This is a genomic window from Amedibacillus sp. YH-ame6, from assembly GCF_053848845.1.
Map to the genome: position 1 here is coordinate 1 of NZ_JBSPEZ010000019.1, position 13838 is coordinate 13838.

General features: G+C 35.2%; 13 protein-coding genes. 11 read left to right on the forward strand and 2 right to left on the reverse strand.

Going from position 1 to position 13838, the window contains the following annotated elements; translation table 11 throughout:
• The first annotated feature begins 119 nt into the window (after positions 1-119).
• The 10 genes from ACWG0P_RS11805 (at position 120) to ACWG0P_RS11850 (ending at position 9864) form a co-directional block, all read left to right on the forward strand.
• A complete protein-coding gene (locus ACWG0P_RS11805; protein ID WP_455789486.1) occupies positions 120-485 on the forward strand; it encodes a DUF1667 domain-containing protein in 366 nt (121 codons plus the stop codon).
• A 1-nt stretch (position 486) separates the two neighbouring features.
• Positions 487-1041, forward strand: coding sequence for a glycerol-3-phosphate responsive antiterminator (locus ACWG0P_RS11810; RefSeq protein WP_455789485.1), 555 nt, complete (start codon positions 487-489; stop codon positions 1039-1041).
• Positions 1038-2327 carry a patatin-like phospholipase family protein gene (locus ACWG0P_RS11815; RefSeq protein WP_455801882.1) on the forward strand — a complete coding sequence of 430 codons (1290 nt, stop codon included), beginning with the start codon at positions 1038-1040 and terminating at the stop codon, positions 2325-2327. The genes ACWG0P_RS11810 and ACWG0P_RS11815 overlap by 4 nt, the downstream gene beginning before the upstream one ends.
• 193 nt (positions 2328-2520) lie before the next feature.
• Positions 2521-4407 (forward strand): BglG family transcription antiterminator, encoded by a 1887-nt coding sequence (locus ACWG0P_RS11820; RefSeq protein WP_455801883.1) that lies wholly within the window; start codon positions 2521-2523, stop codon positions 4405-4407.
• Between the two features lie 11 nt (positions 4408-4418).
• Positions 4419-5471, forward strand: coding sequence for an aminopeptidase (ypdE, locus tag ACWG0P_RS11825; RefSeq protein ID WP_455801884.1), 1053 nt, complete (start codon positions 4419-4421; stop codon positions 5469-5471).
• Positions 5468-5791: a PTS lactose/cellobiose transporter subunit IIA gene (locus tag ACWG0P_RS11830; RefSeq protein ID WP_455789479.1), complete on the forward strand. Its 324-nt coding sequence runs from the start codon at positions 5468-5470 to the stop codon at positions 5789-5791. The genes ypdE and ACWG0P_RS11830 overlap by 4 nt, the downstream gene beginning before the upstream one ends.
• A gap of 1 nt (position 5792) precedes the next feature.
• Positions 5793-6131 (forward strand): PTS sugar transporter subunit IIB, encoded by a 339-nt coding sequence (locus tag ACWG0P_RS11835; RefSeq protein WP_455789478.1) that lies wholly within the window; start codon positions 5793-5795, stop codon positions 6129-6131.
• Positions 6132-6158: 27 nt separating this feature from the next.
• Complete coding sequence (locus tag ACWG0P_RS11840) at positions 6159-7547, forward strand: PTS sugar transporter subunit IIC (protein WP_455801885.1); 1389 nt, start codon at positions 6159-6161, stop codon at positions 7545-7547.
• A 57-nt stretch (positions 7548-7604) separates the two neighbouring features.
• Positions 7605-8690, forward strand: a complete 1086-nt coding sequence (locus ACWG0P_RS11845; RefSeq protein ID WP_455801886.1) for an aminopeptidase P family protein — start codon at positions 7605-7607, stop codon at positions 8688-8690.
• Entirely contained in the window at positions 8680-9864 is a 1185-nt protein-coding gene (locus ACWG0P_RS11850; RefSeq protein ID WP_455801887.1) for a MalY/PatB family protein, read from the forward strand. Before ACWG0P_RS11845 ends, ACWG0P_RS11850 begins: the two co-directional genes overlap by 11 nt.
• A gap of 43 nt (positions 9865-9907) precedes the next feature.
• Here the strand turns inward: ACWG0P_RS11850 and ACWG0P_RS11855 are convergent, their stop codons facing one another.
• Entirely contained in the window at positions 9908-11233 is a 1326-nt protein-coding gene (locus ACWG0P_RS11855) for a class II D-tagatose-bisphosphate aldolase, non-catalytic subunit (RefSeq protein WP_455801888.1), read from the reverse strand.
• A gap of 255 nt (positions 11234-11488) precedes the next feature.
• Between ACWG0P_RS11855 and ACWG0P_RS11860 the strand changes: the two genes are divergently transcribed.
• The gene (locus ACWG0P_RS11860) at positions 11489-12820 is read left to right on the forward strand and encodes a diguanylate cyclase (protein WP_455801889.1); all 1332 of its coding nucleotides are present in this window, start codon (positions 11489-11491) and stop codon (positions 12818-12820) included.
• A gap of 7 nt (positions 12821-12827) precedes the next feature.
• Here ACWG0P_RS11860 and ACWG0P_RS11865 read toward each other — a convergent pair whose 3' ends face one another.
• A complete protein-coding gene (locus ACWG0P_RS11865; RefSeq protein ID WP_455801890.1) occupies positions 12828-13715 on the reverse strand; it encodes an RluA family pseudouridine synthase in 888 nt (295 codons plus the stop codon).
• Positions 13716-13838: the final 123 nt, after the last annotated feature.

Sequence of the window (13838 nt, forward strand, 5' to 3'; positions counted from 1 at the left end):
CTCCACGTGCTCTGTAGTATACTACCTCTCTTATATGGTAGCATAACAGCACTTGGAATTGTAGTAGTTTCATAAAATATTTGTGCCCGCGTGCGAAGCGCGGAGGAATGGAGGAAATTATGAGAAAAGAACTTGATTGCATCGTATGTCCGATGAGTTGTCATTTAGAAATTGAGCTTGATAATGAAGAAGTTGTTTCTGTTACGGGGAATACTTGTCCAAGAGGAAAAGCATTTGCGATTAGCGAATTAAGCTGTCCTATGCGAATGATTACCACTACCGTAAGAATTCATGATGGTTTACATCCATTATTACCAGTTATTAGTTCACAAAATATCCCAAAAAGTAAAATTTTTGATATAATGAATGTATGCAAAACACTAGAGGTGAAAGCTCCTATTCAAGTAGGTGATATTCTTGTGAAAAATATCGCAGACAGTGGTGCGGATTTACTAGCTTCTAGATCAATGGAAATGAGGAAATAACTTGATTGATCAAAAGATAATCCCTGTGATATCGGATTGGAAAACATTTGAAAAGTTCTTAGTTGGAAAACATTGTTGGTGTATTCTTATGGATTTTCATATCAACTTTATGGAAGAACTCTTTATGAAATTACATGCACATGATAAAAAGGGGATTGTACACATGGACTTGATTAAAGGAGTCCAAAATGATACCTTTGGAACACAATATATGTGTCAAAAGTTACGAGCAGATGGAATTATATCTACAAAACCTAAAGCAATCGAAGCCGCAAAAGCGAATCATGCGGTTTCTATTTTAAGGGTGTTTCTTATCGATTCTCGCTCTTTACTAAAGAGTGCACAGTTGGCAGAAACATTAAAACCAGATTATGTAGAAATACTCCCTGGAATTATTCCTAATGCGAAAGCTATGATGCAAAAGTATTGTGATGTACCACTGATTGCAGGTGGTCTTATCAAAACCAAAGAAGATGTGGCTACTTGCCTTCAAAGTGGTATGTCTGCGATTACAACAAGTTCATTAACCTTATGTGATATGGAGGAAGACGTATGAAAAAGGCATTGGTACTAGGGGGCGGCGGTAGCAAGGGGGCCTATGAAATAGGTGTTTGGAAAGCTTTAAATGAATTGGACATGAAGTTTGATATTGTCACTGGTACAAGTATTGGTGCACTTATTGGAGTGCTTGTTGTACAAAATGATTATGAAAAAGCACTTCAGTTATGGGAACATTTAAGTGTAGAGGATGTCATGGTCAATGGTGTAAATATGGATATGGATATCGAACTTATCATGTCACAAAAAGGAAAGTATATCGATTTTTTATCAAGTTATCTGCATCATAAAGGGGCAGATATATCTCCGTTTGTAGAAATTGTAAAAAATATGTACAATCCTAAGAAGTTTTTTGAAAGCAAATTGGATTATGGTTGTATGACTGTTAATTTTTCAAAACACTGTGCACAACCTATGTTAAAAAAAGATATGAGTGAAACAGATGTAGTAGATTATATTATCGCAAGTGCTTCTTGTTTCCCAGCATTTCCTATGAAAATCATCAACGATGAAAAATTCATTGATGGTGGATACCATGATAATGTACCAATTGAATTGGCACGTGCTATGGGTGCTGAAGAAATTGTTGCGGTGGATTTGAAGAGTATTGGAAAATATCAAGTACACAAACCACAACCAGATACGATTTATATTGAACCTTATGTACCATTAGGAAGCTTTCTATTGTTTGAAAAAGATCGCATTGAGCGCAATATGAAATTAGGGTATCAAGATGCGATGAAAGCGTTTGGTAAATATTGGGGATACATTTATACATTTCCTCTTACGGAAACAGAATGTATTTCAGATTTTGAAGATAAGATGGAAGATGCATTCTTTAACATAGATGTTATTTTGGTTAGAGATAAAATGAAACTACTAACGAAGAAAGTGGTAGATCATGAAATCAAACATGCGTTGGAAGATTATCAAACCTATGAACATCCGTTTTTAGCACTAATAGAGCGTATCGCGTTTGATTTTGAAATTGATGATTTAGAAATAAGAAACTTCAATGAACTCGTTGAAGAAGTCTTACAAATCGCAGATCATAACGTTACTACTTTTCATCGAGATGAACATAGTAAACTTGTTATTAAAGAATCATTGGAAAGCTTAAAAGGAGAATCTTCTCAAGGATTGTTAAGTTACATTTACCATTATGTAACAAAAGCAACCAGTGATCAAAGTCGCGAAACAGAATTGTTATGTGCAATGTTTCCCGACGCTTTCTTAAAAGCATATGCATTATATGCAATAAAACAAGGATTTCAATTTGAATAGATTAGAGGAAGGATACTCTTTGTATCCTTTTTCTAATCTATTGTTGCGAATGCAGTACATACAATCATGTCAAATATATAGATAATGATTTCATGTTTTAATGGAAATTGTTAATCTTTTCGATTTTTCAATATCAAGGTATACTGTCCATGTAAAGCTGTTAACGCTTACACATAGACAGAAAGGAGGAACTATGAGAGAAAAGAATATTGTAAGAGATTTAATGGATAGCAAAGCATATTGTAGCTTGGATTACTTAGCACAACGTTATCAAGTAAGTGCGAGAACCATTAGTAATGATATAAAGTATTTAACCCAAATCTCAAAGAAAAATGGATTTGAAATATTATTGAAGCGTAAAGAAGGATATTATTTAAAAATTGTAGATAAAGAAAAGTTGCTTGATTTTCTACAAGATGAAGATATTCAAACAAGTCCTATCAAAGATCGAATCCTTGTGATTTTGACTCGATTGTTATCACAACCATCTTATCAAAAACAAGATGATTTAGCAGATGACTTACAAATTAGTAGATCCATGATCAAACTCGATATGAACAAAGTAGAAGAGCGATTAGCACAATATGAATTATGTTTGAATCGCAAAGCACATTTTGGAATCTGTGTAGAAGGCGATTATCATAACCGCAAAGCCTTATTGATGGACTTGATGGATCAAGATGACTATGTGGAAGAAAAAATCGATGAACTTATTGATAAAGAAAAAATGAAGTTGATCGATAAGAAATTGATTGAACTATTACGTACTTATGATCTTAGTACCAATTACGCAGAGATGATGAAACTGGATCGTTATTTAAAAATTACAATTGCGTTATGTAAAAATGGATTTGTAAATGATGAACAAGTATCCCTTAATAATTCGCAATATATTGATATTGCCATGAGTTTAAAAGAGGAAATAGAACGTATTAGTAGTCTTGATATCAATCGTGGGGAAGTTGCGGATATCGCAGAATACTTGCGTATGAAAACCAAACCTAAAACAGTGACCTTAAATTATGATGATGAATTAAAAGAAGATATCTTGAAATTCTTAGAAGAAGCGGATGCACAATATGAAACTGCATTTCTAAAAGATCGTGATTTTATACAAAGTTTGTTTGCCCATGTATCCTTATTGGTGGATCGTTTGCATCAAAGTATTTCTTTCGATAATCCTTTGGTACAAGAGATTAGCGCAAAATATCCAGAGATATTTAATATCTCCATTAAGTTCGCAAATATGCTAGAGAGTCGTTACAAAGTAAAGGCTACACAAGATGAAATTGGATTTATCGCTACGCATTTCGCAGCGCATATGGAAAAAGAATATCGCAATAAACTTCGCTCTTTTAATAAAATTGCTATTGTTTGTTCCTCTGGAGGAGGAAGTGCCTTCCTCATCAAATTAAAAATCGAATCCTTATTTAGCGATGCCGATGTCGCTACGTTCTCTTTCATGGAAATGGAAGATTTACATCGATATTCACCAGATATCATCTTCACCATAAAAGAACTTCAAGATAGCTTCAATGTCCCAGTGGTACTCATTAAAGAATTGCTAAATGATGAAGATATTCAAAAAATAAAACATATGTTTGAATTCTGTGGCATTGAAAGGAAGAAAGAACTGAAGTTAGATACCTTTCATTCTTTATTTCGCAAAGATGCTTTCTGGATGTTAGATGAAGGAAGTTATAAAGAGATTATCAAAACTATGTCATCTTCGCTAGTGTTGAATGGTTATGCACAAGCAGGGTATAGCGAATATGTATTGCAAAGAGAAGACGTATTGTCTACGGTGTATAGCAATGGAATTGCGATTCCACATCCAATTGAAATGTGTTCTGATCATAATATGTTGGCTGTAGGAATCGTGAAACACGATTTAAAAGAAGAAAACAAGGTAGTGAAAGTTATCTTCTTAGTAAACTTGCAAAAGGGGAACTTGGAAATACATCAAAATATATCGAGAGTTCTCTTTGAAGTAATGCAGGATGAACGACTCGTTGATAAGATTCGTAATTCTTCATCTTATGAAGACTTTATGAAGAATATAAGTAAGTTAGACTTTTAAAGGAGGAACTTATGAATATAAAATTTTTAGAAGCATTATCCAATGCGGATGGAATTGCGTCCAATGAACAAGAAGTACGTGATGTATTACTTAATGAATTGCGTGATTATGCAGATGAAGTAGATAGTGACAATATGGGAAGTATCATTTTCAAAAAAGGAAACAAAGGTCCTAAGATTATGATTTGTGCACATATTGATGAAGTTGGCTTTATTGTTCGTAGCATTAGTGAACAAGGGCAAGTTATGTTAATGAGCGTCGGGGGAGTAAAACCACTCGCACAGTTCATGCAACGGGTACGTATCACAACAGAAGATGGTAAAAAAATTCATGGAATCATTCAATCGTCTTATGTGGATGGACGTGCAGAGAAAATGTATGTAGATTTAGGTGCTCAAAGCGCACAGGAAGTATACGATTTAGGAATTCAGGTAGGAGATATGGTAACCTATACAACTTCCTTTGAAGAGATGGATATACAAGGCATTGTAACTGGAAAAGCATTCGATGATCGCTTAGGGTGTTACATCTTTGGAGAAGTCTTAAAACGTTTAAAAGACATCGATCATCCAAATACAGTTTATATGGTAGGTACATCAAGTGAAGAAGTTGGAATACGTGGTGCAAAAACAGCAGTATACAAAGTAAATCCAGATGTCGTATTCCCAATTGATGTTGCTTGTTTCAATGATGAGTTTGTACGAAATCATACCAATCAACGTCAGATTGGAAAGGGTATGATGCAAACAAATTTCGATCGTACACTTGCACCAAATCGAAAACTAGTATCTTTAGTTCGTGATACAGCAAAGAAATTACATAAACCATTACAGTTGGATATGTTCAATGCTGGAGGAACGGATGGAGGAGAAGTTCATAAGAGTCGTGATGGAAAACCAACCGTTGTAAGTTGTTTGCCAGTACGTTATGGACATTGTGCATTTTCTATTGCACATAAACAAGACATCGAGGATGCCATTGAAATTTTTGTAGAAATTATCAAAAATTTCGATGATAAAACATATGAAGATAGCATTCAATTTCTAGGAGGAAAAGGAAAATGACAGAGTTAGAAATGCAAATCGTTGGTATTATATCAACCGCTGGGGACAGTAAGGGAAAAGCTTTTGCAGCATTAAAGAAAGTAAAAGAAGGCGATTATGCTGGGGCAAAAGAGCTTTTAGAAGAATCTCGTAAAATCGATTTAGAAGCACACAAGATTCAAACAAAATTGATTCAATCTGAAATGGATCCTGATGCAGATAAGACACCAATTAGTCTGTTGATGGTACATGCACAAGATCATTACATGACTGCGCAGCTAGCTCGTGATGTGATAGAAGCATTAGTAGAAGTATTTGAAGCAAAAGAAGGAGGAAAATAAAATGAAAATCTTATTATGCTGTGCTGGAGGATTCTCCACAAATATGTTGATGCAAAACATGAAAAAGGTAATTAAGGATAGTGAAAAATTGAAGGAAGAAGATTTCGATTTCACTGCTATTCCTGCAGATTCATTAGAATCAGAAATCGATAACTGGGATATCGTATTGGTTGGACCACAAGTATCTCACAAAACAGATTTCATTGCAGCTATCTGTGAACCAAAAAACATTCCATATACGGTAATCGATAAAGATGTATATGGTTCAATGGATGGAGCTACTGTATTAAAACTTGCTTTAGTAACATACAAGAAACATCAATTACAAAACGCAAAATAAAAGAATAGTATATGAGAGGAGAGCATTATGTTCGCTATATTTGAAGGTTTTATGAACAAGTACTTAATGCCATTAGCGCATAAAGTAGATAAACAAAGACATTTAAGTGCCGTAAAGGCATCTATGGTTGCGATGACACCATTTACAATTCTAGGTAGTTTCTTCGCAATCATTCCAGCTTTACCAAACATGATTGAAAAGATTCCAGCAGAGGGAGTACGTAACTTCTTTGGACCAATGTGTGATTTCATCATTGCCAATGAAGAATTGCTAGGATTACCTGTTACGTTATCGATTGGAATGATGAGTGTATACGTGGTTATGTGTATCGCTTATAATTTGGGGAATCACTATAAGTTATACATTCCAGGTTGTATTACATTATCTACATTCGCATTCTTATTCGTTGCGGCAGAAAATGTAGAAGGTGGTATTTCTATTTCAAACTTTGGAGCAAAAGGTTTGTTCTGTGCAATGTTAGTAGGTATGCTTGCTGTTGAAGTATATCGCTTCTGTAAAGTGAAAAACTTAACGATCCGTATGCCTGAGGGTGTTCCTGATTTCGTTTCGAAATCATTCGAATTGATTCCAACAACCATTCTTGTCGCAGCTGTATTTATCCTTATTCGTTGGGCATCAATTGAGGTATTTGGAGTACTTCCTCCACAGATTTTAACACAGTTCTTATCTCCACTTGTTGGTTCTATGGACAATCCTTGGAGTGTGTTATTCTTAAACTTCTGTATTTGTTTGATTTTCTTCTTTGGTATTCACTCTTCTGTATTTGGACCAATCACTCGTCCAATTATGTTAACATTCATCGCTGAAAACATCGCTGCTAATGCAGCTCATCAGCCAATTCCACACTTCTATACAGCAGGTACATCCAGTGCATTCTTTGGATTTACAGGAGCTGGTATTACGATTGGTTGTGTTGTTGCTTGTATGATGTCAAAATCTCAGCGTTATAAAAAGATTGGTAAAGTATCATTATTCCCATCTTTATTCGGTATCAATGAACCGATTCTATTTGGTGCACCAATTATTCTAAACCCAATCATGTTCATTCCATTCGTATTTGGTGGAGCCATCATCGGTACACTTCCAATGTTTGCGATGCATTATGGTTGGTTAGCAAAACCAGTATTCGATCCTCCATATGTAGGGGTATTCCTAGAGGCATTCTTAACGAATGGTGATTGGAAAATTCTAATTTGGAATGGATTACAATTAGTACTAGCAATTCTGTTATACTGGCCGTTCTTTAAGATTATGGAACGTCAGGAATTACGTGAAGAAGAAGCACGTATCGCGGCCGAAGGTGAAGGTGCTGCACCAAACGCTAATGGACCAGTTAAGAATATCTTCTCAAGTGATGATGATGCTCTCTTGAATGATATGGATCTGGATTTCTAAATAAAAAAATAAAGCACTCTGATAGGTTCAGAGTGCTTCTATATGTGAGGTAAGATTATGAAAGAAAATAGAATACAGGCAGTACGTCAGATTCTCATCGATAAAGAAGTGGATGCCATCCTTGTGAAAAGCAAATCCAACAAACGTTATTTAGGCGCATTAGTGGGTAGTGGAGTTAGTGTTTTGGTTACGAAAGAACAGGTATATCAAATCATGGATGGTCGCTATATGAATGAAGCACAAGCTTCAACAACTGGATTTGAAAATATTGTTTTCCAACAAGGAAGCAGCAATCTAGCAGAAATCAAGAACATCATTGGTGCTAACGGAAAGCTGGCAATCGAGGCATCACAAACCTTAGTAAAAGAATATGTAAAACTAAACGAAATTGGTTTTCAACTTGTATTATTAGAAAACGAATTAGAAGTTGCTAGAAAAATAAAAGATGAAGAAGAAATCGCTCTTGTTAAAAAGGCATGTGAGATTACAGATCGTATCTTTATGGAAGCTATATCAACGGTAAAAGTGGGGATGAAAGAATATGAATTATCTGCATTATTACAATATCTAGCGATCAAAAATGGCGCAAGTGCAATGGCATTTGATACCATTGTCGCTAGTGGTACAAGAGGTTCTATGCCACATGGTCGTCCAACGGATAAAACCTTCCAAGAACATGAATTTATCACCATTGATTTTGGGATTACATACCAAGGCTATCAATCCGATATGACACGTACCATTTGTATTGGTACACCAGATCCAAAAGTAAAAGAAATTTATGATATCGTCTTAAAAGCACAATGTGCTGGAGTAGACTTTATCAAAGCAGGTGTTACTGGAAAAGAAGTAGATGCGCATGTACGTGGAATTATTAGCGATGCAGGGTATGGTGAATACTTCACACACGGACTTGGACATGGTATGGGTATGGGAGATGGAGAACTTCCTATACTAAATCAAGTTAGTGATACCGTACTAGAAAATGGGATGATTATGTCTTGTGAACCGGGTATTTATGTACCAGGTGTTGGTGGAGTACGTATCGAAGATGATGTACTTATTGTAAATGGAAAAGGGGTTGCTTTAAATCATACCCCAAAAGAATTAATTTGTTTGGAGGTGAAATCATATGAAGTATGATTTCGATCATCAAATCAATCGCAAATTATCAAAGTGTAGAAAATGGGATAATGGCATCCTAAAGAATAAATTTGGATTGAATGAAGACGCGATTCCAATGGACTTAGCTGATTTAGATTTTGAATGTGCTCCGGCTATCAAAAAAGCGATGGTAGAACGTGCAGAATTGGGTGACTATGGATATACGTATACATATGATGAATACTATGATGCATTGATTCATTGGAACAAACGTCGCTATCATGTGGATATTGAAAAAGAATGGGTGAAATTGACCTTTGGAACGTGTGGAACATTACATTATATTGTGCAATGTTTCTGTCAACCAGGGGATGCTGTCATGATCAATACACCTGCCTACGATCCATTTGCGGAAGCAGTAGAACGTGGTGATTGTCGTCTTGTATGCAATTCCTTAAAACTAGAAAATATGCGTTATTATTTAGACTTTGAAACGATGGAAAAACAAATGATTGAAGAACAAGTAAAATTGTTTATCTTTTGTTCTCCTCAAAATCCAAGTGGACGAATTTGGACAAAAGAAGAATTGCAAAAAGTATCACAACTTTGTATCAAACATAACGTATTGTTGGTGTGTGATGAAATTCATCGTGATGTATTATTCAATAAAGAGGCATTCACTACGTTATGGAAGGCAGATCCAGAAAGCATCCATCATTCCATTATGTGTGTATCACCTAACAAAGGATTCAACTTAGGTGGTTTAAAATCTTCCTATGTTATGATAGAAAACAATGATATACGGGAACGTTTATGGAAGTATCTACAACGTGTTTATGTAACTAGTCCACACGTATTTGCAATACCTGCAATCGTTGCAGCTTACAATGAATCAGAAGATTGGTTAGATGAATTATCTCAGTACATTTATGAAAACTTTGAAATTTTATATGCATGGTTTGCGCAACATATGCCAAACGCAAAGGTTATGAAAGCTGACTCTTCTTTCTTAGCGTGGATTGATATGCGTGAAGTATTTAAAGATGAAGATGAGATGAGGAACTTCTTCATCAAAGCAAATGTATCAATGGTCGTTGGTAGCTATTTTGTAAAAGATGGATATGGATGGGTACGTTTGAATGTAGGTACTCAAAAAGCAATCTTACAAGAAGCTTTACGCCGCATGGAAGAAACTTATAAAACGTGGAAATAAACCCTATATAAAAAGAAGATCATGGCAATCTTCTTTTTATATATTAGTTAAATAATTCGTCTTGATGAGAAGCGAAGCAATATTCATCAATTGTATTTTCGATACGATCACGAATCAATGCTTCAGGATCGTTTTCAATGATACCTTCACGTACTCTAGTGTACTGAATAGGCATAAACTGAGAAAGGGCCGCAAGTGAAATACCTGTCTCACGAAGGTTTTTGATTAATAATTCTTTCGCTGCAACAACATTTGGATTTGGCATATAGTAACGAGAACGATCGGAGAATGAGAATTTACGTTTGAACCATTGTTCCTGATCATTTCCATGATAGTGTTTTGCCCAGTTTTTAGGTTCTGCTAACATTGCTTCTTCTAGCACGTTCACAAAGTTTGATGTTGGTTTATTACTTCCGTGCATCATCATTTCTTCTATGTAAGATAAGGAGAATAATGCTTCACGCATTCCATAGGTTAATCCAGGACCAACTTTTAAGATTCCTACGCCATCTTCTACTAATTCACGCAGTTTGTATTTTGTTTGATAATCTGTAGAATGTCCTTCAAATACAAGATTAGGGAAGTCTTTGATACTTGCCATTAAATCTTTTGCTTTTTCACGATCATATTCTGTACAACCAGCATCTTTTTCTTCTACACCAGGCTGTACTACAACAGCAATAACATCGTTCCAAACATCTTGAAGATTTTCATTTGCGAATGCTTTTTCGAAAGCTGTAACAGTTGCCTTAAAATCTTCTACACGTGTTACTTGCATACCAGCATTTTCTTCTTGTGCGCCTCCAGGAATTGGCACTTCACTGCCAACGATGTATACAGGGCGTATTGCATCAGGTTGTGTTTTACATAATTCTTGGAAAGTTTCTTCACATACACGAACTAAACGAGCACCACGTGCTGCGATGATTTCATCACTTAAACGAACTTCTGGATCATCGCTGTTTACCTTCATGCTTGTATCAATATGTATTTTTGTAAAACCAGCTGCAACATAACAACGCACCAACTCTTCAGAAAGCTTCATAGCTTCTTCTTCATCGTTAGAGGCAAACGTAAGTGGTCCTAAATGATCTCCACCAAGGAATACTCTACTTTCATCGAAGTCGATTGCTTTGGCTTTTTCCATAACGAAGTTACGGAAATCCATAGGTGTCATTCCTGTGTATCCACCGTTTTGGTCTACTTGGTTCGCAGTTGCTTCGATTAGTACGCATGAATGATCGCGTTTTGCACGTGCTAATGCAGCTTCAATTACGTAATCATTTGCACTACAACATGAATAAATTCCAACTGGTTGACCCTTTTTCTGTTTTCTAACAATTTGTTTCAATGGATTTGCTTGTGGCATATAAACATCCTCCTTATATCTGTTGAAATTATAACACGTTTCAATTGCTTTGGTAAATGAATAGCCACGTAGTTACTAGTTTGTATAAATAATCTGTTCAAAAATGCAAATCATGTATAATCGTGTCGAATTATGTCATTTTATTTTTTTAAAGTAACCACTTTCATGTTGGAAGTGTCTAAAAATGTGCTATACTAAATGAGACATTTATATGACACTCTGTTATATAAATTATTTTAAGGGTGGTGTAAATTGATGAAAGACGCTCAAAACAAAGCAATTCTACAACAAGTAAGAGTATTACTTGATCAATTGGATGCAAACTCAGAGAATACACAAATAATTGGAAATGCGGATGATGAAGTACAACTTCTCAAAAAGCTGTTACAAATGAGTTGTAATCGATATTGGATTTATGATCCAATAATCCATGCTGTAGAAATTTTTCAGTACGATGAAGCGACAAAAAAAGAAGTAAAAACAACGCGATCATTAAGTGCGTTACAGAGTGGAATGGATGATGAACATCGTTGCAAAGCAGTTGCTGCTTTTCGTCGTATCGTTCATAAGGAAAGCACAGAGGAATCATTTGAATACATGGATGTTCATGGCGAACAAACCACTATATATGAAATCCATGCACATGCATGGGAAGTGAATAACCAATATCGTGTGATTGGAACTACAAAAGTAATTGGTAGCATACAACGTACGATGGATGAAGTACAACAAGCACAACGAAAATATGAACAATTGTTGAGTTTATCAAATATGTATATTTGGGAATTTGATGTAAAGAGGAAAATATTTAGTGCTAATCATAGTCTATGTGAAAAGTTAGGGTTAGAAGAAAAACCGTATACTTTAGAAGAACTGGATGTACTCATTCGTATTCCAGAAATGAATTCTTTTTTGGAATGGGTTGAACAAAAAAATGTACAAGATAAAGCTGTTGTGCACATTCAACAAGTAGAGACAGGATTTGAGTTCATTTTTGAAACGAATTTCAAGGAAGTGAATGATGGTTTTGGGGATTATGCATTATTGTTAGGAATCATGATAGATATCACAGAACATGAAATGTTAAAAACCATGGCATCTAAAGATACCTTAACGGGGTGTTTTAATAGAAATATGGCTGATGTGACATTGGATTTGAGTTTTAAAAACTATGTTGACAATGATGAAACGTATACCATTATCTTCTTTGATGTGGATAAATTTAAAACTGTGAATGATCGATATGGTCATGATATGGGAGACTATATATTAAAAAGTGTTTGTGGACACATTAGTAAAGAAATTCGAAGTAATGATATGATGTTTCGTTGGGGTGGAGATGAATTCTTATTGATTTGTAGAGGCATTGCAAAAGAAAACATTTATGGATATATTGATCGTTTGCGGAAAACGATTGAACAATCTCTATTTGAATTTAATGGTACAAAATTACAAGTTACAATATCCATTGGTGCCGCAGTATTCTATAAATCGGATGTAGATCATAGCTATGCGATGAAACGCGCTGATCGCAGCCTCTATAAAGCGAAGCTTGCAGGAAGAAATAAAGTCTGTATACTAAACTAAAGCCTCCTCATTTGAGAAGGCTTTTTATGTCGTTGGGTATTGGACAATGGATGATCAATTGTTTTTGTAGGAGAGGATGAAATAAAACGACCTCTTGTGCATGAAGGGCAAGGCGAGATATGTGAGGATCTTCTGTACCATAGAGTGTATCGTGTAGGATTGGGTGGTCTATGGAAGAAAGATGTACTCGTATTTGATGAGTTCTTCCTTGGTGTAGCTTACATTCTACATGAGTGTATGTCGGATAACGCTTTATAATGGAAATATCAGTCCTTGCTTCTTTTCCTGTTTTTGAAATACGCATTTTATTGGATTGGTGACGATCTCTTCCAATCGGACTACAAACTTGACGATGTTTTCCTAAAAGGGTACCACTACAGATAGCACAGTAGCGTCTTTCAATCTGCTTTTCTTGTAACATATAATCTAATAAAGGCTGTAAAAGAGGTATTTTGCAAAATATAACAGCACCACTTGTTTCTTTATCTAAACGATGTATTGCTCGTACAGGACACAAGATGTTATGAAGTAAATAATAGCCTTTCACTAGATCATATAACGTAGTCTCTTGACTTACGCCATCACTATGGACAAGCATGTTAGAAGGTTTATTTGCGATTAAAAAAAGTTCATCTTCATAGAGAAGCGAAAGATCATCAAAACATGGAGAAATCATTTCTTTATCTTCTTCATAAAGACAACGCAAGAAAAGAGTATCTCCTTTGTGTATTTCTGTATTTTGTTTGATACATAGATGGTTGATGTATACAGACGCACCTTGATAATATACATATCGAGTCTTTTTACTGATGTGTAAAGAGGCGAAAATATCATCGCTATAGGTGGTTTGTTCACACGTAATTTCCAAAGTATCATGATTCCATTTCATTTTCATATAAATTCCTCATAAATTTTTGAGCATTTGCATATCATTTAAGGTTCAGGTAATGCTATACTATGTATGTAGTAAGTAGCATAACAGCTACTATGAAGAATACCATAAAACAAGGAGGAATGA

Coding starts and splice junctions, on each gene's coding strand:
- ACWG0P_RS11805 (WP_455789486.1), top strand. CDS start 120: ATGAGAAAAGAACTTGATTGCATCGTATGTCCGATGAGTTGTCATTTA.
- ACWG0P_RS11815 (WP_455801882.1), top strand. CDS start 1,038: ATGAAAAAGGCATTGGTACTAGGGGGCGGCGGTAGCAAGGGGGCCTAT.
- ACWG0P_RS11820 (WP_455801883.1), top strand. CDS start 2,521: ATGAGAGAAAAGAATATTGTAAGAGATTTAATGGATAGCAAAGCATAT.
- ypdE (WP_455801884.1), top strand. CDS start 4,419: ATGAATATAAAATTTTTAGAAGCATTATCCAATGCGGATGGAATTGCG.
- ACWG0P_RS11830 (WP_455789479.1), top strand. CDS start 5,468: ATGACAGAGTTAGAAATGCAAATCGTTGGTATTATATCAACCGCTGGG.
- ACWG0P_RS11835 (WP_455789478.1), top strand. CDS start 5,793: ATGAAAATCTTATTATGCTGTGCTGGAGGATTCTCCACAAATATGTTG.
- ACWG0P_RS11840 (WP_455801885.1), top strand. CDS start 6,159: ATGTTCGCTATATTTGAAGGTTTTATGAACAAGTACTTAATGCCATTA.
- ACWG0P_RS11845 (WP_455801886.1), top strand. CDS start 7,605: ATGAAAGAAAATAGAATACAGGCAGTACGTCAGATTCTCATCGATAAA.
- ACWG0P_RS11850 (WP_455801887.1), top strand. CDS start 8,680: ATGAAGTATGATTTCGATCATCAAATCAATCGCAAATTATCAAAGTGT.
- ACWG0P_RS11855 (WP_455801888.1), bottom strand. CDS start 11,233: ATGCCACAAGCAAATCCATTGAAACAAATTGTTAGAAAACAGAAAAAG.
- ACWG0P_RS11860 (WP_455801889.1), top strand. CDS start 11,489: ATGAAAGACGCTCAAAACAAAGCAATTCTACAACAAGTAAGAGTATTA.
- ACWG0P_RS11865 (WP_455801890.1), bottom strand. CDS start 13,715: ATGAAAATGAAATGGAATCATGATACTTTGGAAATTACGTGTGAACAA.